The following is a 20,980-nucleotide window of genomic DNA, read 5'->3' as shown; positions in this document are numbered from 1 at the left end:
ATGGTAAGAAAGGTCTTGGAGTGCCGGGCTGTTGCGTTTGCGATCTTGGCTTGTATGACTGCGCCGGCGATCACCGCTGCGCAGACCTATGGCAGCCAACCTGTTGCAGAGGGTAGTGTGCTGGAGGCGGTCAGAAATGCTATTGAGCACAATCCGGAAGTTCAGGCGAGCTGGCACCAGTTTCTGGTTGCCGGCCACGACAAATCGGCCGCAAAAGGGGATTATAAGCCCTCTCTGGACGCGACGGCCCGTTATGGCTGGGAACATCGCAATTATGGCGAAGTCAGTGAGTTTGATGGCTACGACGGTCGTTTGACCCTGACCCAGATGCTCTACGATGGCTTTCAGACCCGAAGTGCCGTTCAGCGCTTTGAAGAGGAACAACTGGTCAGTTATTTTGAGCTGCTCGCCCAGATTGAAGACACCAGCCTTGAAGCCCTGCGAGCGTATCTTGACGTCAGCCGTCAGCAAGAGCTTCTGGAGTTGGCCAGGAATAATCTGCAGACACACCAGGATGTGTATGAACAGGTAAGCTCAAGTGCCGAGGCGGGCGTTGCGAGAGCAGCAGACCTCGAGCAGATCAATGGACGTTTATCACTGGCCGAAGCCAATCTGTTCACGGTAGCCAGTAATTTGCACGACGTTCGGGCTCGTTATCTCAGAATCATAGGAGAAAAAGCACCCAGTCAGCCGGATGAGGTCATGATCGGGGTTGAGCTTGTACCAGCGACTGCACAGGAGGCCCTGGGTATTGCTTATGAAGCGAATCCGTCCTTCCGTGCCGCGCATCGGCAGATCCGGGCGGCAGAGGCCAGCGTTGAGGAAAGTCGTTCAGGCTTTCATCCAAAGCTGGACCTGGTGGCCAGCTATGGTCATCGCTCGTATGACGATCTGGGCTTCGACGATTCCGAGACCGATGGCCGGGTTGGTCTTGAGTTGAGTATGAATCTGTATCGCGGTGGCGCCGACCGGGCCAGGGTGCGCAGTGCCTACGACAGGGTCAATGTAGCCAAGGATCTTCGTGACAAAGCCTGCGTTGATATTCGCCAGGAAGTTCAGATTGCCTTCAACGATGTGCGCAATCTGGAGAGCCAGATTCCGATTCTCAACAACCACCGCCTCTCGTCAGCGCGGGTGCGGACAGCTTACAAAGATCAGTTTGATATTGGTGAACGCACCTTGCTGGATGTGTTGGATGCGGAGAACGAATACTTCGATGCCAGCCGTGCCTATGTGAATGCAATCTACGATCAGAAACTGGCAGTGGCGCGCGTTCAGGCCGAGATGGGGCAATTGGTTGTGTCTCTGGGGCTGGTTCGAAACGGTCTTCCCTCCCTGGACGACCTTGGCGCCTCTCCGCTCCCGTTTACAGACTCCATGTGCCCGGCCGTTGAAGTGGACCAGTCGGTCCGGTTGTTGCTCGATTCCGATGGTGATGGGGTGAAGAACTATAAAGATCAGTGTCCCGGAACGCCGGCAGGCAGCAAGGTGGATATTCGCGGCTGTACCATTGCCGAACCCCCTGAGGTGGTAAAAACAATGGTGATTGAGTTCGCCAATGATTCTGCCGACATTTCGTCTGCCAGTGAGGCTTACCTGAGGGATCTCGGACAGTACCTCGTGTCTAATCCGGATGCGCAAGCGGAGATCGTTGGCCATGCTTCCAGAACGGGGGCGCCGGTTTATAATCGGGAACTCTCGATGCGCCGGGCGGAAGCGGTCGCAGAGACATTGGTTAACGACTATGCTATTGAAAGAACTCGACTAAAGCTCACAGGTCAGGGATTTTATCAGCCCCGGTTTTCCCAGCCTTCCGAGGCGGCAGTGAGCGCCAACCGCAGGGTCGATATTCGTGTTCTGCAGGCGCAAGAGGTTGCAGGAAACTGATATCTCCATTTCGGCATAGATAAGGAGAGGCGTGGAAACTTCTGCAATAGATCACCGGCAGGATGACTTGCTAACGTGCCTGCGCGTTCTTTGCAAATTACATGGACGCCAGGCGTCCGGAGAATCCATTGTTTCCGGATTACCCCTTGACCAGGGCCGACTGACGCCCTCGCTGTTTGGTCGAGGCGCTCGGCGACTGGGTTTTAGCAGCCAGGTCTGTCAACAGTCATTGTCATCAATCAATACCGCGCTGCTGCCTGCAGTGTTGTTGTTGAATAATGAACGTGCGTGTGTCGTTCACTCGCTTGATGCGGAGGGAGGCTTGGCATCGGTCGTTTTTCCCGAGCTGCCCGAGTCAGAAACGGAGATTACCTCTGCACAGTTATCCGAACTCTACTCAGGGACAGTGATCTATTGTCGCCCGAGATTTCACTTTGATCAGCGCGCAACCAGAACACGGGCGGCGCAGGGCGGGCACTGGTTCTGGAGTGTCATTGGCGAGAATCGCAAGCTGTATCGTGATATCTGTATCGCCGCGCTGTTGATCAATGTCTTCGCGGTTGCCATGCCTTTGTTTGTCATGAACGTGTACGACCGCGTGGTGCCCAACCATGCCACGCATACGTTGTGGGTCCTGGCGGTGGGGCTTCTGATCGCCCTTTGTGCAGATCTGGTTCTTCGCCTGATGCGCGGATGGTTCATTGATCTGGCCGCCAGTCGCGCGGATGCGAAACTGTCCGCGACGATTATGGAACGGGTGTTGGGACTCAGCCTGGCACATCGTCCACAATCTGCGGGCGCATTTGCCGCAAATGTTCAGTCGTTTGAATCTGTACGCTCGTTTGTCAGTTCCATGACCGTGGTGGGATTGGTCGACCTGCCGTTTATGCTTCTGTTCCTGGTGGTGATTGTGCTAATCAGTTGGCCCCTTGGCATTCCAGTGCTGGTGGGGGCGCTCGGCCTTGTAATTTATGCCGCCATCGCGCAGCGCCGTTTACGGGACTTGTCCGAAGAGAGCATGTCGGCGAGTTCCCAGCGGAATGCGACTCTGGTAGAGGGTCTCGCGAACCTGGAATCGGTCAAGAGTTTCGGCGTTGAAAGCCGGATACAGGAAGCCTATGAGCGCACATCGCTATATATCAGCAACGTTGGAGCTCGCCTGAAATTCATCTCTGCCAGTCTTCAGAATGGTGCGCAGTGGGTTCAGCACCTGGTTGCGGTTTCAATCATCATCCTCGGGGTATATCTGATCATCAACGGTGAGTTGACCCAGGGTGGCCTGATCGCTGCTTATCTGTTGTCCTCGCGTGCCATGGCGCCGGTCAGTCAGGCTGCCGGTTTGCTGGCTCAGTATCACCAGGCAGCGACAGCGCTCCGAACCCTCGACGATATCATGGCTTTGCCACAGGAGCGTGAAGCCGGAAAGGACTGGGTCTCGCGCCCTCGCTTGAGTGGTCGGGTGGAACTTCGGGATGTGCATTTCAGTTATCCGGACGCCGGGCAGGCCGCGCTCACCGGCGTTTCAATGAAACTGAACCCAGGTGAGCGGGTGGCGGTTCTGGGGCGAAACGGCTCGGGCAAAAGTACGCTGCAACGCCTGTTGCTTGGACTACACCACCCCTCCGCAGGTACCTTGTCGCTGGATAATGTGGATGTTCGTCAGTTAGACCCGGCGGAACTTCGAAACAATATTGGCTATGTGCCGCAAGATGTGGAGCTCTTTTTCGGGAGTCTCAGAGACAACATCACGCTTTCCCGGCCGGTGTCCGATGAGGAACTGCTTCGGGTAACAGAACTCAGCGGTTTGAAGTCGTTCGTCGATGCACAGCCAGATGGGTTTGATCTGCAGGTTGGTGAGCGTGGCCAGCGACTGTCTGGCGGGCAGCGTCAGGCGTTAGCCATCGCGCGGGCGATGGTGGGTGATCCCGCCATTCTGCTGCTGGACGAGCCCACGGGCTCTCTGGATCACAGTAGCGAAGAACACTTCAAGCGCAGTCTGGCCAAAGCGGCGGAGAACAAGACGCTATTGATGGTCACGCATCGAACCTCGTTGCTGGAACTGGCGGACCGGATTATTGTGCTGGATGGCGGCCGGATTGTCGCGGATGGACCAAAAGCAACGGTCGTCGAGGCATTGCGTCAGGGTAAGATAAGGGGGGCCTCGTGAGCGAGAACAATGAGCCGTCCTCGTCATTGGCCGAGAAGAGCTTTCACCGGATTGGCAAGGGCGCTGAGCGTGTTGGCAAGCGTCCGGAACGTTGGCTTGAGAAGCTGGCAGGGCGTTGGCTGCGCGTCCCGGATCAGCGTGGGTGGGAAGTAGACAGTGAGTGGGCCCGCATTCAGCAGGAGCCGATCCGGCCGAGAGCGCTGTTGTGGATGATCTTTCTGACTGTGATTGCGTTGCTGGTCTGGGCCGGCTTGGCACCGATTGATGAGGTCGCTCGAGGGGATGGCCGGGTGATTCCCTCGACGCAACTGCAGGTGGTGCAGTCTCTGGATGGAGGCGTCGTTGAGGTTCTGTCTGTGCAGGAAGGCGAACTGGTCAAGAAAGGGCAATTGCTGGTTAGCATTGAATCGACCCGCTTCGATTCTGACTTTGCCGAGCAGAAAGCGAGGGAATTATCCTTGACCGCCGATATATTCCGGCTAGAGGCTCTCGTTCAGGGCAAGGAGCTCACGTTCCCGCCTGAGTTTATTGAGCGTTCTCCACAACTTGTCACGGTCCAGCGCTCCTTGTTTGAAAACAGTCGCCGCGAAATGCAGGAGCAGGAGGCGATTCATCGCCAACAGTTGCAACAGCGTCAGGCCGATCTTGAGGAGGCTCAGTCGGCCCGCCGGCAATTCCAGGAAGTGCTGAAACTGGCGTCCAGGGAACTTGAACTCAAGCGACCCTTGCTGGCCTCGGGAGCGGTTTCAGAAGTTGACTTGATCAAGCTGGAGAGAGAAATCTCGAATGCGCGGGGTGAGCTTGCTCAGGCTGAGGCTGCGATCACGCGTTCGCGGTCGGCTATTCTGGAAGCAGAATCGAAGATACGGGAAACCGGGCTGGTTATGACCAATCGCTGGCGTGAGCAGTTGTCGGACTCAGTCAGCGAGCTGGCGGCGACTCTCGAGACACTGGATGGATTACAGGATCGCGTCAGCAAAACCCGAATTGTTGCACCGGTTGACGGCACCGTTCAGCGCTTGTTTGTGAAAACGGTGGGTGGTGTGGTCTCGCCAGGCCAGGACGTGGTAGAAATCGTCCCGCTGAACGATGAATTGCTGGTCGAGGCGAGAGTGTCGCCCAAAGACATTGCTTTTATCCAGAAGGGCCAGGAAGCCATCGTCAAGTTTACCGCCTATGATTTTGCGGTTTTTGGCGGGCTGAGGGCAACGGTTGAGCACATCAGTGCAGACACGATCACCGATGAAGACAACAACACCTATTATCTGACAAGACTGCGCACTGAAACTCAGGGATTTTCGGAGCAATTTGCCATTATCCCCGGAATGACGGCACAGGTAGACATCCTGACCGGGCAGAAAACAGTGCTTGAGTACCTGCTCAAGCCCGTGGTGCGCGCTACTTCTCTGGCACTGAGCGAGCGATGAAAACAGAGTCCTCTATTCTGCTGTATGGTCGTGCTTTTCGCCCTCTGGGCCACTGGGAGCGGGTATTGCCTGGGGTGCCCCAGCAAATGGTTGATGGGCAGCATGTGTCGATGCCGAAAGCCTCGGTGGCCTGGATAAGTTCCGATGTGCCGGGCTGGCAAGAATGTGTGCGCATGTTTTCCGAGGCTGGTATTCGTGTGGCTGTGCTCGCGCGGCTACCCGAAGCCGCTGAAATGAACCGAAGTCTGGCGTGCGGAGCGCGGGCTTATCTGCCAGCGTTATCAAACGATAAGGTCTTCCGCCAGGTCGCCAAGACGATTCTGGCAGGCGGTTTGTGGTTTCCGGAGAATCTCCTGAGTTCACTGTTGCAGTCGGTTGCACGTGCCGTCGAGTCGGATCAGGGGCATGAGCCAAAAGGCGATTTGCAGTCGCTGACCAGCCGAGAAACTGAAGTTGCGTTAAGTGCGTCCAAGGGGTTGAGTAACCGGCAGATTGCCTCAGACCTCGGCATTACCGAACGCACTGTCAAGGAACATATGGGGGCCATATTCAAGAAGCTGGCCGTTAAGGACCGTATGCAGTTGATGCTTTATGTGAATGGCCAGCTTGCCAACAGGAAGCAAGACAATGTTCATCAGGCGTAACCAGTCCGGCCGAGTTGTTGCTGTCAGTGAGGAGCCTTTAGCCGGTTTCGTTGAGGCTCCAGACGACGATCCCTCTGTCGAAGCCTTTCTTTACAGCCGCGCTGACGTCGATGCCGACGTCCGCTTCAGGGCGTCGGATTCTTCCCTCATTCGGGTCATTGAGGACCTGGTGGACCTGTTGGCGATGAAAGGTGTCATACGCTTTACCGATTTGCCCTCGGAAGCCCAAGCCAAGCTGATGGAACGAAAGTCCATGCGGGGGCAGGACGATCACCTCAATTTGATTGATAACAGCGGAGACGATCTGTTCGATTTTGATTAATTGCCTGACTTCACGCCCGGCCCGGTGACCCCGTCTAATCCCACATTCCAGGCAGCCTGGACGCATCCGTCTGTCTTTGCGCCCGCCAGGTAGATACTCAGCCCTATGGAGTGAGCCAGTCCGGTCAAACGCTGGAGATATTGCTGAGTGGCTGGGTCGTCTTCAAGCCGCTGGGCATAAACAGGATCTGTTTTCAGGTAGTCGAGACCCAGCTCGTGGACCTTGGCAATGCTTTCCAGGTTTTTGCCAATTCCGCTGATTCCCACCTGGCAACCTTGTGTCTGTATTTCTTCGACGAAGCGGCCAAGCAGCAGCTCTCCCTCGGCGAGGACCTCCTCGGGCAGCTCAAGCCGGAAGGATCGTCTGGGCTCGTGGCGCTGGCTCAGGAGATTGACGATGGTGCGCCGCAAAGTCTCATCCAGTAAGGTTTCTCTGGCGATATGAACGACAACCGGGAGTTCGCCCTGCTCCGTGAACGTTTCAAGAAGATACTGGACCATGGCTGTGTCAACGTGAGGTAAAAGGCCAAGCCGCCGCCCCCAGGGAAGAAAAAAGCCAGCCGGGCGCCATTGATCCAGTAGTTTGAGCCGCACCTTCGCCTCGACCTGAATGATGTTACCAGAACGATCAATCAAGGGGTGGAAGGCGACGTCGATGGCTCGCTCCTCCAGCGCCTGATTGAGTGCGGTGCGCCATTCGGCGGCATTGCGGAATGGAATGTCCTCAGGGTTGTCCTCATCAACAACGGCTCGCTGGTTGGTTTGCTCGGCGGTTGCGAGCAGATGGTCCGCATGCATCAGTACGGCTGCGTGCGTCGCTGTCGAGTCGAATGTTGAGACTGACAGCCTCGCCCGGCGCATGACTGGGCCGGTAAGCATCTGTTCAAGGGTCGGAAGAATGTGTGATGCATCCTGGAATCCAGTGACCAAGAGCCCAAAGTCAGACCCATTCAGGCGGCCCATGAAGGCATCCTGAAACAAGAGATCGCTATTGCTCAGCGCTTTCAGCACATTACCGCACATAATCTGGAGTGCTTCATTGACCTGATCTCGTCCGAGCTGCGCGTTGAGTTCTGCCAATCCGGGTATCCGAAGAAGAACCAGCGTGTGCCTGGTGTCAGACTCCGGGTCATCGATCAGACTGTTTAACTGACTGATGAAAAACTCCCGATTGGCAACGCCAGTGACCGGATCATTCAGCGCCCGTTCACGCATGTCTGCCAGCGCTTTTGCCTCAGACTCCAGAATCGTTTCGACACGCCTCGAGAGCTTGTTCATGGCGCTGACAACGCGCCGGAACTCCGTAGTGTTGGGTTCCTCGGACACGATGAAGCGTTTTTCTCCAATCGCTTCAGCCTGTTTCACCACATCGTTCAATGGGCTGCTGATGCGTCGCACCAGCCAGCTGCCAATCAGTCCAGCAATCACGGCTACGAGGCACAGCCAAATGAACAGGCGCTGGGCTGTCACCCATAGCGATGTCTGGGCGTATGTTCTGGCGCTCTCGACATACAGCGTCCCAAAGTTCACCCAGCCATCGGAAACCGTGGCTACACCGGGCGGAATGTCCAGGGGAAACATCACACGAAACCAGCTGGGCGCCTGATGATCAGCGGGCGAAGCAGTGAAAGACAGTGACTGGCCGTCTGTTTGCGACAACTCGATGCGTTGATAATGCCCTGTTGAAAACTGTGCATCGAGGAAGGACGCCATCAATGCCTGCTCTTTTTCAGAGTGCGACATGGTCAGTGCCAGTGAGTTGGCGCTATCGATGTTTTTCAGCATCAACTGCTCTTGGTAATAACTTTGCGCGGAGACCAGACTCGCCGCCAGGCTTGCCAGGAAAGCTGTCAGAATCAGCAAACTGGTGCCCAGCCATAACTGTTTAACGAGGGACATTGAAGCTCACTCCTTCGCTCTTGATTCTCTCTAGTACATTGCGCCATGGGGACAGGCGAGCGGTAGCACTGCCCGCGGAGGCTCCACTAGCCGCCCAGAGTTCGCTAATGTTGAAGCTGAAGACCGGGGTAAGGTCGGTTCGTTCGCTGGCAGGCAGGATGTCTTCAACCAGACTGTCCAGCAAAAGCGGTTCGGCGCCGGGCTCCGGATAGTAACCAAGCACCATGTGAGGCTGGGTGATGGGGCTGGAGGGCCCGCCAATTCGGGCGCGGACATAGATAAGGCGAAGCTTGTCATCGCTTACGCCGGCGTTGAGCAGGCTTATATATTGAATGATGACATAATCCTCGCAGTCGCCGCGGCCCCTGGACAGGGTTTCAAGAGGGGTTGCCCAATAGTCTTCCTTTCCCCAGAGTGCCCTGTCCAGCTGGTAAGACAGTGCATCGTGGACAAAGGAATTGATATATCTAAGCTTTTCAGGATTATCAAACGATCTTACCTGTTCAAGCACACCATGCCAGCGCTTTAGTTTTGCGGCATTATCGCCTGACACCATTCGATGCCACGCCCTCTCGTTTTCCTCAAAATCGATACGGGTGTGGAGCCCGCTTGAGGCACTGGAATAGAGCGAAAAAAGCCCCGTAACGGCCAGGAAAAAACAGAGAGTCGCCAAGACCGCTGTTTTTGATACGATGCTGGTGCTGTTTTTTGTGCAGCGCGCCAACACGCTTCGACTCCTTGGGTTCGCTTGTCGCAATGCTGCGATTTGAGTAGTCAGTTTGTCTGCGCGCCACGTCGATTGTCAGTTGTTAATGTGTAACTCCTGAAAGCAGCCTGCATTCTGCTCTCAGTCTATATTGTCAAGTAACGCTGTCATCAAGTCATCCATGACGAGTAAACCTCGCAGTTCATTATTCTCTACCACCAACAGTCGTTTGACCCGGTATCGAATCATGAGGCTGGCGGCGTGCCTGGCGTTCAGGCTTTCACCAATGCTGATCACCGGTTTGGCACAGGCATCAAATACGTTCAGCAGGTCAATGTCCCCGTCCTCCGCGATGATGGTTTTGACAATATTGGTATAGGTAATCAGCCCCCAGGCATCGTGCTCGCTCTGGCGGTCGACCACCAGGGATTTAACATTGTGCCGTTTCATCAGGGACAACGCTTCGCGTATCTTGGCGAAGGCGGAGATTCGTATGATGTCCGTCATCATCACGTCTTTGACCAGTTTCATTATCGTGCTCCGGTTACAGAGAGTCTTTCAGGTATTGTTCAAATCTTTCCACCTGGGCCATGTCGATACCGCCGAGATGTTCCAGTGGTACTGTAAAGATCATGCCTTGGGAATCCTTGCCATCCGGCATGATGGCTTTCTGGATGGCTTTCAGTACGTCCAGCGACAACCCTTTCTCCAGCACCATCAGTAACACGCTCTGGCTGCCGTCATAGGTGAGGCCGAAGAACGTTTTTTTCGCGGTATTGCTGATGCCCCGGCCGGACATCACAGTGATTCCTCCGGCACCGCAATCCCGGGCAGAATCAATACACTCTTGCTCCAGGTCTTCAGGAACGATGGCCACCAGTGCCGAGAATTTCATGGTGTCTCCTTACGTGGTTCTGCAAGATACTGGGATACGATGGCGTAGGCCATCACCGTTACGATAGGAAAGATTGAAGCAAAGGCAATCAGCCCGAAGCCGTCGATGAGAATGCTGCGTCCGTCGATACTGCTGGCCAGGCCAATGCCCAGGGCGGTAACCAGAGGGACGGTTACTTCCGACGTGGTGACCCCACCCAGATCATAGGCCAGCGCGATGATGTAGCGGGGCGCAATCAGGGTCAGGCCGACGACCAGAATATAGCCGCCCATGATGTAGTAGTGAATGGAGTCGCCGGTGATGATCCGGTGAACGCCGATAGTGATGCCGACGGCTACCCCGACCGCCACCAGTATGCGAATGACATTGCCGTTCAGGGTTCCCCCGGCGGCTTCTTCCGCCTGTCTGCCGATGGCGATCAGCGCCGGTTCCGCCATGGTCGTGGCAAAGCCGATCATCAGTGCAAAGAGGTACACGTAAAGATAGTTGTCTCTGGCCGTCAGTTGTTCGGCCATGCTGGTACCAATCGGAAACAACCCCATCTTGAGACCGATCACAAAGGCATAAAGCCCCAGAATCACCAAGGTAAAACCAAAGATGACCTTGCGTGGATTGGGAAGTTTGCGGCGCAGTACCAGATACTGAAAGAAGAGCACCGTAATGATGATGGGCAGAACATCCCGAATCATGGTGACCAGGTCCAGCAGTGCGCCGACCACGCCGGAAGGCTTGGTTTCTCCGACATCTGGTGAGAGCGGGACACCCTCGGCTTCGGCAGAACCTGAGTACACCAACATGCCGTAAACCTGCACGGTGACCATCGGTACCATCACCGCCAGTGCGACCAGTCCGAAACCGTCAATCAGCGGGTTCCGGCCTCGGATCGACGCAGCCAGACCTATGCCCAACGCGGCAATCAGCGGCACGGTCACAACATTGGTGGTGACACCGCCGGAATCGTACGCCAGACCGACGATTTCCTCCGGTGCAAACCAGGTGACGATCACCACGATGACGTAACCGGTAATCATGAACCAGTGTAACGGGTAGCCGAAGATGGTCCGGAAAATGCCGAGGGCCACCACGAAACCCACGGACAACGCCACCAGCACCCGGAGTGTCAGGCTGTCGATGCGCCCCTCGCTGATGGTTTGCGCCTGCTCGGCCACCGCAATCAGGGCTGGCTCGGCGATCACCGCAGAGAAGCCCATAGCAAAGCCGAAGGCCAGGAGAATGACCAGGGAACCGCGCCGGGCAAACTGATTCGACAGGCTCTTTCCGAGCGGGAAGATGCTAAGCTCGAGCCCTTGCAGAAACAGGGCAACACCGATGGCAACCACAAACAGGCCGGCAACCATGCTGAACAGGTTCTCTGGCACCTGCTGGAGAATGGCGACCTGAAAGAACGCCACCACGATCACAATGGGAAGCAGGTTCTTCAGTGCGTGCAGGAGTGAATGATTGAAGGCGCGGACGTAGAACACAGAATGCCCCTGTAGCCCGTGGGTGAGGGAGGTTGCTGATCTGGGTCAAGTGCCTGAATCATAGCACGCTGTAGTCTGTCCGAAATGACCCGCCTCAATAATAGGCCTTCAGCCTGTCGGCAGGGATTATGTGTATTCATTTAAAAAATGCCGAAAATACACCATATAAATTTCAATTATAAATTCGAAAGCACTAAAGTTACGCCCAACGTCACCACCAGCCCGGTTAATCCGGCCGGTGGCTGACTCCGGAGGCTGCTGGCAGCAGCACTCCGAACCTTTTGAACACAAACGTAGAAAGGATAGAGACCATGCCTTACGCACAAGACGTCGACCAAATCGCTTCCCTCGTGAAGCAGAACCCCACCTGGAACGCCATCAACCCGAAGCACGCGGCCCGCATGCGCGCCCAGAACAAGTTCAAGACTGGTCTGGACATCGCCAAGTACACCGCCAAGATCATGCGTGAAGACATGGCTGCTTACGATGCCGATTCTTCCAAGTACACCCAGTCTCTGGGTTGCTGGCACGGTTTCATCGGCCAGCAGAAGATGATCTCCATCAAGAAGCACTTCGGTACCACCAAGCGTCGTTACCTGTACCTGTCTGGCTGGATGGTTGCTGCCCTGCGTTCCGAGTTCGGCCCGCTGCCTGACCAGTCCATGCACGAGAAGACTGCTGTTTCTGGCCTGATCGAAGAACTGTACACCTTCCTGCGTCAGGCCGATGCCTGGGAACTGAACCACCTGTTCCGCGCCCTGGAAGAAGCTGAAAACGCTGGCGATACTGCCAAGGCCGAAGAGCTGATCAAGCAGATCGACAACCACGAAACCCACGTTGTGCCCATCATTGCGGACATCGACGCTGGTTTCGGTAACGCCGAAGCGACCTATCTGCTAGCCAAGCAGATGATCGAAGCCGGTGCTTGCTGTATCCAGATCGAGAACCAGGTGTCTGACGAGAAGCAGTGTGGCCACCAGGACGGCAAAGTAACCGTTCCCCATGCCGACTTCCTGTCCAAGATCAACGCGGTTCGTCTGGCGTTCCTGGAACTGGGTGTGGACGACGGCGTGATCGTTGCCCGTACTGACTCCCTGGGTGCTGGCCTGACCAAGCAGATCGCTGTTACCAACGAGCCGGGCGACCTGGGCGACCAGTACAACAGCTTCCTGGACGGCGAGTACATCGACGACGCTTCCCAGATCGAGAACGGCGACGTTGTGATCAAGTCCAACGGCAAGCTGCTGAAGCCGAAGCGTCTGGCCTCTGGCCTGTTCTGCTTCAAGCCGGGTTCTGGCGAAGACCGTGTTGTTCTGGACTGCATCACCAGCCTGCAGAACGGCGCTGACATGCTGTGGATCGAAACCGAGAAGCCGCACGTTGGCCAGATCGCTGGCATGGTTAACCGCATCAAGGAAGTGGTGCCCGACGCCAAGCTGGTTTACAACAACAGCCCGTCCTTCAACTGGACTCTGAACTTCCGTCAGCAGGTATTCGATGCCATGCAGGAAGAAGGCAAAGACGTATCTGCCTACGACCGTGCCAAGCTGATGAGCGCCGAGTACGACAACACTGAGCTGGGTCAGCTGGCTGACGAGTGGTGCCGTAACTTCCAGCGTGATGCGTCCCGTGAAGCTGGTGTGTTCCATCACCTGATCACTCTGCCGACGTACCACACTGCGGCTCTGTCTACCGACAACCTGGCCAAAGGCTACTTCGGTGACGAAGGCATGCTGGCCTACGTTGCTGGCGTACAGCGTCAGGAAATCCGTCAGGGCATCGCTACCGTGAAGCACCAGGACATGGCCGGTTCCAACATCGGTGATGACCACAAAGAGTTCTTCGCTGGTGAAGCGGCTCTGAAAGCCGGTGGTAAAGACAACACCATGAACCAGTTCGGTTAATCGACCGGTTCAGGTTGTCCGGCAGGCACCCGCAGGTGCCTGCCAGCTACCAGAAACCCCGCATGGCTATCGCCCTGCGGGGTTTTGTTTTTTAACACTGGCGGATTTTTCCAGGTTGCTGATATTGGGGGACAAAAGCGAAATGGCTGATATGTAGCCACCGTTTGCTGTTTCACCAGCGCAACAGTTCGTCAGTTCACAGTTGTTTTCTGGTGTTCTTGAAATTTTTATTTCTCTTTATTTTTCAATGTCCTGAGTAATTTTTTTGGCTTCTGGCACGGGAATCGCTCTTATCTCCGGGCGGGTCTGGACCTTGGCTTACCCGAATGCTGGCGGGTTGGGTTGGACCCCTCTAAGCCAATACCATCAAAAGGACATGACATCATGAATACCAAGAAAAAACTGCTAGCCGCTGCCATCGCCATGAGCATGGGTATCTCCGGATTTGCACTGGCTGACCAGGGTGGGGACGGTGACCCCAATAACAATGCCAACGACAACTCCGCTGCCAATACCAACTATTCCGGTAACGCGGACTCTGGCAACGACAACTCCACCAACAACTCCGATAACTCGGACAGCTCCGATAACTCCAACAATTCAGACAACAGTACCGATGTGGCAGACTCTTTCAAGATCGCCGACAGTGGAAACGACATGTCTGATAACTCGAATAATTCGGACAACTCCAATAACTCCGATAATTCGAACAACTCGGATAATTCCGATAATTCGGACAGCAGCACCAACGTGAACGACGCCTTCAAGATTGCCGACAGTGGCAATACCGATGCGTCTGACAACTCCGATAACTCGGATAACTCTGACAACAGCACCACCGTCAGCGATTCGTTCAAGGTTGCTGATAGTGGCAATGACATGTCAGACAACTCGGATAACGCCGATAATTCGGACAACTCAGATAACTCTGACAATTCCGATAACAGCACTAACGTGAACGATGCCTTCAAGATTGCCGATAGTGGCAACACCGATGCATCGGATAACTCGGATAACTCCGACAATTCGGACAACTCAGATAACTCTGACAACTCCGATAATTCCGACAACAGCACCAACGTGAACGATTCGTTCAAGATCGCGGACAGTGGCAACAGTGACAGTTCTGACAACTCCACCAACGCTACCGATTCCTACAACAGCGATAGCAGTGACAACTCAGACAACAGCGCCACCACGCTGAATCTGTCGTTGGAAGTGTTCATGAACGATGCAGAGCTTAACGGCTCGGTCTCTGGCACCAATGTCACTTATGGCAGCGCCAACGGTGAAGGTTCCTATGTGGATACCCGCACTGGTAACGAGATCAGTGGTGGCTCCGCCAACTTCACCGGCGTCGGGGCATTTGCCCAGAATGCTGGCGTTGGCAGCGTAACCCAGGCCAATGTAAGCGTAATGTCCAACCTGAGTACCGGTGGTGGCAGCAACTGAGACAGGTCGGGCTGCCCGGCCAGGGCAGCCCGGTTTTGTCGGGAGATGTGTCATGGCCAGATTCATCAACAGGATGCTGATGGCTGCGCTGGTGTCTGTGGCGTCCGCAAGCTGGGCCGGGGATTGGCCTGATGCGGAACCAATGAGTGCTGATCAGTTGGAGGCTGCCAGCGGGCGACAGGGAATTCCGCTCCATTGGCAACTCAATGAATCAGAACAGAACGCTCTGGTGTCTGGCAACGTGTTGTCTGGCCCGGTCAAGACGGGAGACAACCGTATCAGTGATCAGGCTTTCGGCAACATGAGCGGCATTGCCACCGTCATCCAGAACACCGGCAACCAGGTGGTCATTCAGGACAGCACGCAAATCAATATTCTCATCAACCATTGAGGAGGGGCGGCCGCCATGGCTACCAATCGCATCGGGAACCGTCAGGAACGCATCCGTCAGGTGCGGTCGGCAACTCCCGTAGCGCCCAGGCGTGGCGGCCTTTCCCGCCGGTCGCTTTTCAGGGATTGTCTGGCCGGTGTGATGGCCGGAATGTTGTCAACCGCCGGTCACGCCGGCACCGTGCTGGTTCCCGGGCCTGCCGGGGATGTTCCGGTGTCTGTCACCAGTTTTCAGAATCAGCGATTTTCGGCCGTGTTCCAGCAGGAATACGATTTCAGCTGTGGCTCGGCGGCACTGGCATCGCTGTTGTCCTTTCACTACGGCGATGAGGTCAGTGAGCAGGAAGTGTTTGAAGGTATGTGGACTCTGGCGGATCAGGATAAAGTGCGCCAGCAGGGCTTCTCCATGCTGGATATGAAGCGTTATCTGGAGTCCGAAGGATATCTGGCCGATGGATTCCGCATGCCGCTGGCCGGTCTCAGGGATCAGGTTCGCGTGCCGGTGATTGCCCTGGTAACGCTGGGAGGTTATCGGCATTTTGTGGTGATCAAGGGCATCAGTGATCAGGAAGTGCTGGTGGGCGATCCGGCCCGGGGACTTAAAGCCTACAGTTGGGCGGAATTCCAGGAGCATTGGGATGGCTCGGCCTTCGTGATACGCAGCCATCTGGATATGGGGCGAGCCAGTTTTCTGGACCGGGACGACTGGCCGGGCCTTGCCCGGGCGCCTCTGTTCAAGGGTCTTGGCTCACCGGCACTGGGGCACACCCTGCCATACTGGCCCAGCACACAGGAGTGGTAAGGCCATGGTTAAACGATACGCTTTTCTGATCTCCCTGAGTCTTCTTGCCGGGCCGGTTCGTGCCGAGCTGAGACTACCTGTCACCAGCCTGGCGGATGCCGAGCTGGATCAGCTTCGGGGCGGCTTTGTGATGAACAATCTGGAGATCTCCATCGGCTTTGAGCAGGTGCTGGCCGTGAACGGACAGACCCTGGTTGTAAATCGCCTGACCATTCCGAATTTGAACGACCCCATGGTCGCAGACCGGCTGAGCACCCAGTTGGCATCCATTCAGGGAGCGTGGGAGAGCGGAGCAGGGCAGCTGGCGCTTGATACTGCCGTGGCCGGCTCGGGCGGCTGGATGACGGTCATCCAGAACAGTCTGAACGGAACCACCATCCAGAACATCCGGCAACTGAATATTGAATTGAACAACCTCGGTGGCGCCTATCGGTTGCCACGGGATTTCAGTCTGCCCATGTTGCCGTGATCAGCCTCAGAGATTAATCGGCAGCTTGAGGGTGATCTCGCTGTTCGGTGCGCTGTCGGTGACTCCCACTGCCACCGTCAGGCTCATGGTGGTCGAGGGCGATAACCGGTGCGACAGCCCAAAGGACAGTGACCCCACCTGAATCCGGTCAAAGTTCGATGAGAAAAGATCGTTGCCATGTTCAAAGGTGGTTTTGCGAATGACCGAATGATCGTAGCCCAGGCTGAACGAAGTGCGTTCGTTAAACGCAAAGCCCATACCAAAGCCGAATCGCACCACGTCACCGGGGTCGACGGTGCCCCCGTTTTCAAAGCCCTGCTCTTCCTTGATGGTCCAGGCGTAACTCAGGTTTCCGAACAGAACCGCCGGGTCGCTCGGGTAGATAAAGGAAAGTCCCGGTTCCACCGCCCAGAAGCCTGAACCGGTGGGGCGGTTGGCCAGCTCTACCCCGATGGGGTTGCCGCTGCTGTCGGTAATGATTCGCTGGTCGACATCGTAGGGGCCTTCGCCGGTGGGCGCCCGGGCCCGGAAAGTACCGATCAGATAAGGCCAGCCATCGAGGCCATCGTTGAGCTGGTAACGTATCGATAACTCGGCATCACCGATGCCATCACCGGACGATTCCCGCACGGTATCGACCGGCGTTCCCTGAAACACTTCCCGTTCCCGAAGGTCTTCCCGAATGCTCAGGTAGGGCAATCGCAGGCTGCCTTCCAGCCGGCTGGTGAAACCGTATTTCAGGGATAACGCGCTGACGAAAATATCGCGCTGGATCTCGGAGATGTTGATCAAGCCCACCAACAGAGCCGGAATGACTGTGTACCCCTCAACCGCCACGCGGGTTGCGTTGCTGTGGGCGTGGGAAAACGATGGCTCGATGGTAAATCGCCCGGGCCGGGTGACGATACCCCGGTCTGCGGTAATGGAGGCAATCGTGGTTGCGCTGTCCTGGGCCGCCGCTTCCCGCTGCTCGGTGGTGCCGGCGGTGCGTTCATCCGGAGCAGGCGGTTCGGCCAGGGCAAGCGGAGTAAGGCATAGGCTGAAGCTGAACAGGGCCAGACGTTTCATGACAGATCTCCATGATCGCGTTTCTTGGGAAGGCCGTGGTTCGACGGTGGTTGCAGCTGGTGTTTTTCCAGCAGTCGGTAAAACGACACTCGGGAAATATTCAGTAGCCTCGCCGCAGCCGAGACGTTGTGATGCGTCAGGGCGAGACTGGTCGCGATGGCTTCCTGGTCGGCCCGGGCCCGGTAGGCCTCCAGGCTGAACTGGTCGATGTGTGTGGGTAATGTGGCCGGAGGCAGCCCCAGGTCTTCGGGCTGGATGTTTAATTGCCGGGCAAGCAGAACGGCCTGCCGGAGCCGGTTCTGCAGTTCCCGCAGATTGCCCGGCCAGGAATGTGCGGCCATGGCCAGCAAAGTGGCGTTACCAAGCCGGTAGTGTTCTCCCTCAGATGCGCCCAGGGCCCGGCGGGCCAGATACGGAAGGTCTTCCAGACGTTCACTGAGTGGTGGCAGGGGCACCGTGAGGTTACCAAGCCGGTAGAAAACGTCGCTTCTGAAACTGCCCTGGGCGACTTTCTGGTCGAGCTGGGAATTGCAGGTGGCGATTACCCGCACATCCACCTGCACGGCATGGTTCGAGCCCACGGGTTCGATCGTGCCTTCCTCAAGAAAACGCAGGATGGCAGATTGCTGCATAAGGCCAAGCTCATCGGCACCCAATAGCACCAGGGAGCCGCCGTTGGCGGCTTCGATACGGCCTTTTCTGGATTTCAGTGCGTGCGTGAAGGCACCGCGCTCATGGCCGAACAGTTCGCTCTGGGTCAGGGGCTCGGGTAGCGCGGCGCAGTTGATGACCGCTATGGGGCCATGGTGGCGCGGCGAGTGTTCATGGATAAACCGGGCTGCTGCCTCCTTGCCGGTGCCGTTTTCCCCGTAGACGATGACGGGTTCCTGAGTTGCGGCAAAGCGTCGCAACAGGCTGCGGGCCTGACGAATAGCCGGTGACGGACCATCCAGTACATAGTCCTGGTAACTGAGCAGTTCCGGGCCAGTCAGGTTCGCGCTCAGGGCGTGCATGCCCCACATATGGCCAAGGCTATTGATCAGTCGTTGATGATCCAGTGGAAGAGTGTGGTAATCCTGGCAGTAGTCGCGGATCAGGCGGCACACCATCGCGTTGTTCAGTTGCTGTCGCCCGACCACCGCCAACCAGGTGGTTACCGGTAGCATTTCCAGCCAGCCTTTGGTGTTTTCCAGGGTGGGTGGGTCCTGGTCGGCGAGAACACAGACCCCAACGGGTTTGCCCAGGTAGTCGGGCATTGGGAGCACGGGGGCATGCTGACTATTGATGACGGTCATCTGCCAGCCAGGAAGGTTGGGCAGCTGTGTGTTTTCAGCATCAGGGGCCGCCGACAACCAGACAAGCGGTCGTTTCTGTTCCATAGCTTTGCTCCGGCAAAGGGACTGAACAACCGACAACGCTGTATTCGAAAACGAGAGGGGACTGCTGCGGGAACTGCTATAGTCGACCACGACCCTGTGACCTGCCTGGGCTTCCAAGCAGGTAATGTCTCAGCTGATCGATAGCAGGTTTTGCACCAGAATCGGGTAATCCCGTTAATACAGATGCTTGCTAATGGTTCCCGAGCTGGCGCGGGCTCGATCTGTAAAACTTATTGACGGTTATGGAGGGAGTCGAGGGGCATGGTAGCGGATCAATGGATTGTATTTGCCGTTCTGCTTGTCACCCTGGCAGCGTTTATCTGGAACCGGTTGCGGTTTGATGTTGTCGCCATGCTGGCGCTGCTGGCGGTTGCCATTGCGGGACTGGTGCCGGTTGACAGTGTATTCGCCGGTTTCGGGCACCCGGCCGTGATTACGGTGGCGGCGGTGCTGGTTATCAGTCAGGGGCTGGTTAACGGTGGTGTGGTAGACGAGGTGGCGCGGCTGCTGGCCCGGGCAGGGAACAATGCCGTGCTTCAGGTGCTGACCCTGACCCTCGTGGTGGCCGTGTGTTCGGCATTTATCAACAATGTGGGGGCACTGGCGCTTCTGATGCCGGTCGCCATCTGGATGTCCCGGGAAGCCGGGCGGTCGCCTTCACTGTTGCTCATGCCTCTGGCGTTCGGGTCGCTACTGGGCGGCACCATTACGCTGATCGGTACCCCGCCTAACATCATCATCGCCAGCTATCGAGAGGCGGGCACCTTCGGGCTATTTGACTTTGCGCCCGTGGGGCTGGCAATTACCCTGGCGGGTATCGTCTTTATTGGATTGATCGGCTGGCGCCTGACACCGAAACGGGAGGACCCGGCCGCCGGCGAGAAACTGTTCAGCGTGGGCGATTACCTGACGGAGCTGAAACTGACCGAAGGTTCTGACTATGCCGGTAGCACCCTGCACAACCTGCTGACGGCCGGAGACAGCCAGAACAATCTGGTGGTCTTGTCGTTGATCCGCGATGACAAAACAACGCCGGCACCCTCAACCTTTACCATTCTGCGTGAAAATGATGTCCTGCTGGTGGAAGCCGATACTGAAAGTCTGGGCGAGTTTCTGGAGATCACCGGTCTGACGTTGGCTTCGGGCGCGCCGAACGAGGAAGTAGAGAAGGATGGCACCGGGGGCAAAGGGCGTCGGCAACAGGCGGAGGATGAGCTGGTTGCTGGCGATGCCCGCTTGATCGAGGCGGTTGTGACTCCCGGTTCACAGCTGGTCGGCCGTACCGCAAACCGTCTGAATCTTCGGGAGCGCTACAGTGTCAACGTCGTGGCCGTCGCCCGGCAGGGCCACCGTCTCAAACAGCGGCTGGCGGATATCCGTTTTCGTTCCGGTGATATCCTGCTGGTGCAGGGCTTCGAGGAGACGCTTCCGGCTAATCTGAGGACGCTGGGCTGTCTGCCACTGGCTGAGCGGGGGCTGGCGTTTGGCCGGGAGAAACGCCTCGGACTGGCCGGTGGGCTGTTTGCCGTTGCCATCCTCGTTATTGTCGCCGGCTGGGTGACGCCTCCCGTTGCGCTGGTGGCGTGTGCGGTCGCCATGGTGCTGGCCGGACTGCTGGAAGCCAGTGATGCCTACAAGGCCATCGACTGGTCGGTGGTGGTATTGCTTGCGGCGATGATTCCGGTGGGGCAGGCCCTGGAGACCACCGGCGGCGCCGATCTTATCGCCCGTCAGATTCTGGCCATCGGTGAGGGACAGGCGCCCTGGCTGGTGCTGTCGATTATTCTGATTGGCACCATGTTGTTATCCAATGTGGTGAACAATGCCGCGGCGGCCATTCTGGTCGCACCTATTGCCCTGGGCGTTGCTGGTCAATTGGGGCTGTCTTCGGACGCAACGCTGATGGCCGTCGCCATTGGCGCATCCTGCGCGTTTCTGACCCCGATAGGGCATCAATCCAATGCGCTGGTCATGGAACCCGCGGGTTACCGGTTCGGCGATTATTGGCGCCTGGGTTTGCCACTGTCTGTGGTGGTCACCGCCACGGCGGTGCCGGTTATTCTCTGGGTATGGGGCTGACTGGAGC

Annotated in this window: 18 protein-coding genes; 11 read left to right on the top strand and 7 right to left on the bottom strand. The window is 56.8% G+C overall.

Annotated features, from left to right (window positions below; all coding sequences use genetic code 11):
- The first annotated feature begins 54 nt into the window (after positions 1 to 54).
- The 5 genes from MARHY_RS16010 to MARHY_RS15990 are packed head-to-tail and all read left to right on the top strand — an operon-like array spanning position 55 to position 6,447.
- Complete coding sequence (locus MARHY_RS16010; RefSeq protein ID WP_228703057.1) at positions 55 to 1,887, top strand: TolC family outer membrane protein; 1,833 nt, start codon at positions 55 to 57, stop codon at positions 1,885 to 1,887.
- 31 nt (positions 1,888 to 1,918) lie between these two features.
- A complete protein-coding gene (locus MARHY_RS16005; RefSeq protein ID WP_014422743.1) occupies positions 1,919 to 4,054 on the top strand; it encodes a type I secretion system permease/ATPase in 2,136 nt (711 codons plus the stop codon).
- Positions 4,051 to 5,481: an HlyD family type I secretion periplasmic adaptor subunit gene (locus MARHY_RS16000; protein ID WP_014422742.1), complete on the top strand. Its 1,431-nt coding sequence runs from the start codon at positions 4,051 to 4,053 to the stop codon at positions 5,479 to 5,481. Before MARHY_RS16005 ends, MARHY_RS16000 begins: the two co-directional genes overlap by 4 nt.
- Complete coding sequence (locus MARHY_RS15995) at positions 5,478 to 6,125, top strand: helix-turn-helix transcriptional regulator (protein WP_014422741.1); 648 nt, start codon at positions 5,478 to 5,480, stop codon at positions 6,123 to 6,125. The genes MARHY_RS16000 and MARHY_RS15995 overlap by 4 nt, the downstream gene beginning before the upstream one ends.
- Positions 6,109 to 6,447: a hypothetical protein gene (locus MARHY_RS15990; RefSeq protein WP_014422740.1), complete on the top strand. Its 339-nt coding sequence runs from the start codon at positions 6,109 to 6,111 to the stop codon at positions 6,445 to 6,447. The genes MARHY_RS15995 and MARHY_RS15990 overlap by 17 nt, the downstream gene beginning before the upstream one ends.
- On the opposite strand, the gene MARHY_RS15985 is transcribed toward MARHY_RS15990, so the two are convergent.
- From MARHY_RS15985 to MARHY_RS15965, 5 genes are all read right to left on the bottom strand, one after another.
- Positions 6,444 to 8,345 (bottom strand): EAL domain-containing protein, encoded by a 1,902-nt coding sequence (locus MARHY_RS15985; protein ID WP_014422739.1) that lies wholly within the window; start codon positions 8,343 to 8,345, stop codon positions 6,444 to 6,446. The two genes, MARHY_RS15990 and MARHY_RS15985, sit on opposite strands and share 4 nt — an antisense overlap.
- On the bottom strand, positions 8,332 to 9,018 hold the full coding sequence (locus tag MARHY_RS15980) for a transglutaminase-like cysteine peptidase (RefSeq protein ID WP_041655640.1): 687 nt from the start codon (positions 9,016 to 9,018) through the stop codon (positions 8,332 to 8,334). Before MARHY_RS15980 ends, MARHY_RS15985 begins: the two co-directional genes overlap by 14 nt.
- Positions 9,019 to 9,192: 174 nt before the next feature.
- A complete protein-coding gene (locus tag MARHY_RS15975; RefSeq protein ID WP_014422736.1) occupies positions 9,193 to 9,582 on the bottom strand; it encodes a CBS domain-containing protein in 390 nt (129 codons plus the stop codon).
- Between the two features lie 13 nt (positions 9,583 to 9,595).
- Entirely contained in the window at positions 9,596 to 9,946 is a 351-nt protein-coding gene (locus MARHY_RS15970; RefSeq protein ID WP_014422735.1) for a P-II family nitrogen regulator, read from the bottom strand.
- Positions 9,943 to 11,430, bottom strand: coding sequence for a DUF1538 domain-containing protein (locus tag MARHY_RS15965; protein ID WP_014422734.1), 1,488 nt, complete (start codon positions 11,428 to 11,430; stop codon positions 9,943 to 9,945). The genes MARHY_RS15970 and MARHY_RS15965 overlap by 4 nt, the downstream gene beginning before the upstream one ends.
- 311 nt (positions 11,431 to 11,741) lie before the next feature.
- Between MARHY_RS15965 and MARHY_RS15960 the strand changes: the two genes are divergently transcribed.
- The 5 genes from MARHY_RS15960 (at position 11,742) to MARHY_RS15940 (ending at position 16,447) form a co-directional block, all read left to right on the top strand.
- On the top strand, positions 11,742 to 13,334 hold the full coding sequence (locus MARHY_RS15960) for an isocitrate lyase (RefSeq protein ID WP_014422733.1): 1,593 nt from the start codon (positions 11,742 to 11,744) through the stop codon (positions 13,332 to 13,334).
- Positions 13,335 to 13,718: 384 nt separating this feature from the next.
- On the top strand, positions 13,719 to 14,786 hold the full coding sequence (locus MARHY_RS15955) for a hypothetical protein (RefSeq protein ID WP_014422732.1): 1,068 nt from the start codon (positions 13,719 to 13,721) through the stop codon (positions 14,784 to 14,786).
- A 52-nt stretch (positions 14,787 to 14,838) separates the two neighbouring features.
- Complete coding sequence (locus MARHY_RS15950; RefSeq protein ID WP_014422731.1) at positions 14,839 to 15,177, top strand: hypothetical protein; 339 nt, start codon at positions 14,839 to 14,841, stop codon at positions 15,175 to 15,177.
- A 15-nt stretch (positions 15,178 to 15,192) separates the two neighbouring features.
- Positions 15,193 to 15,978 (top strand): C39 family peptidase, encoded by a 786-nt coding sequence (locus MARHY_RS15945; RefSeq protein WP_014422730.1) that lies wholly within the window; start codon positions 15,193 to 15,195, stop codon positions 15,976 to 15,978.
- 4 nt (positions 15,979 to 15,982) lie between these two features.
- Complete coding sequence (locus MARHY_RS15940) at positions 15,983 to 16,447, top strand: hypothetical protein (RefSeq protein WP_014422729.1); 465 nt, start codon at positions 15,983 to 15,985, stop codon at positions 16,445 to 16,447.
- 6 nt (positions 16,448 to 16,453) lie between these two features.
- Here the strand turns inward: MARHY_RS15940 and MARHY_RS15935 are convergent, their stop codons facing one another.
- Both MARHY_RS15935 and MARHY_RS15930 read right to left on the bottom strand, forming a co-directional pair.
- Positions 16,454 to 17,515 carry a transporter gene (locus tag MARHY_RS15935; protein WP_014422728.1) on the bottom strand — a complete coding sequence of 354 codons (1,062 nt, stop codon included), beginning with the start codon at positions 17,513 to 17,515 and terminating at the stop codon, positions 16,454 to 16,456.
- Complete coding sequence (locus MARHY_RS15930) at positions 17,512 to 18,894, bottom strand: sigma-54 dependent transcriptional regulator (protein ID WP_014422727.1); 1,383 nt, start codon at positions 18,892 to 18,894, stop codon at positions 17,512 to 17,514. The genes MARHY_RS15935 and MARHY_RS15930 overlap by 4 nt, the downstream gene beginning before the upstream one ends.
- 261 nt (positions 18,895 to 19,155) lie before the next feature.
- Here MARHY_RS15930 and MARHY_RS15925 point away from each other — a divergent pair, with 261 nt between their 5' ends.
- Entirely contained in the window at positions 19,156 to 20,973 is a 1,818-nt protein-coding gene (locus MARHY_RS15925) for an SLC13 family permease (protein WP_014422726.1), read from the top strand.
- Positions 20,974 to 20,980: the final 7 nt, after the last annotated feature.

The sequence above is a fragment of the Marinobacter nauticus ATCC 49840 genome, from assembly GCF_000284615.1.
Taxonomy (GTDB): domain Bacteria; phylum Pseudomonadota; class Gammaproteobacteria; order Pseudomonadales; family Oleiphilaceae; genus Marinobacter; species Marinobacter nauticus.
This window is presented reverse-complemented; position numbering and strand designations above follow the sequence as displayed.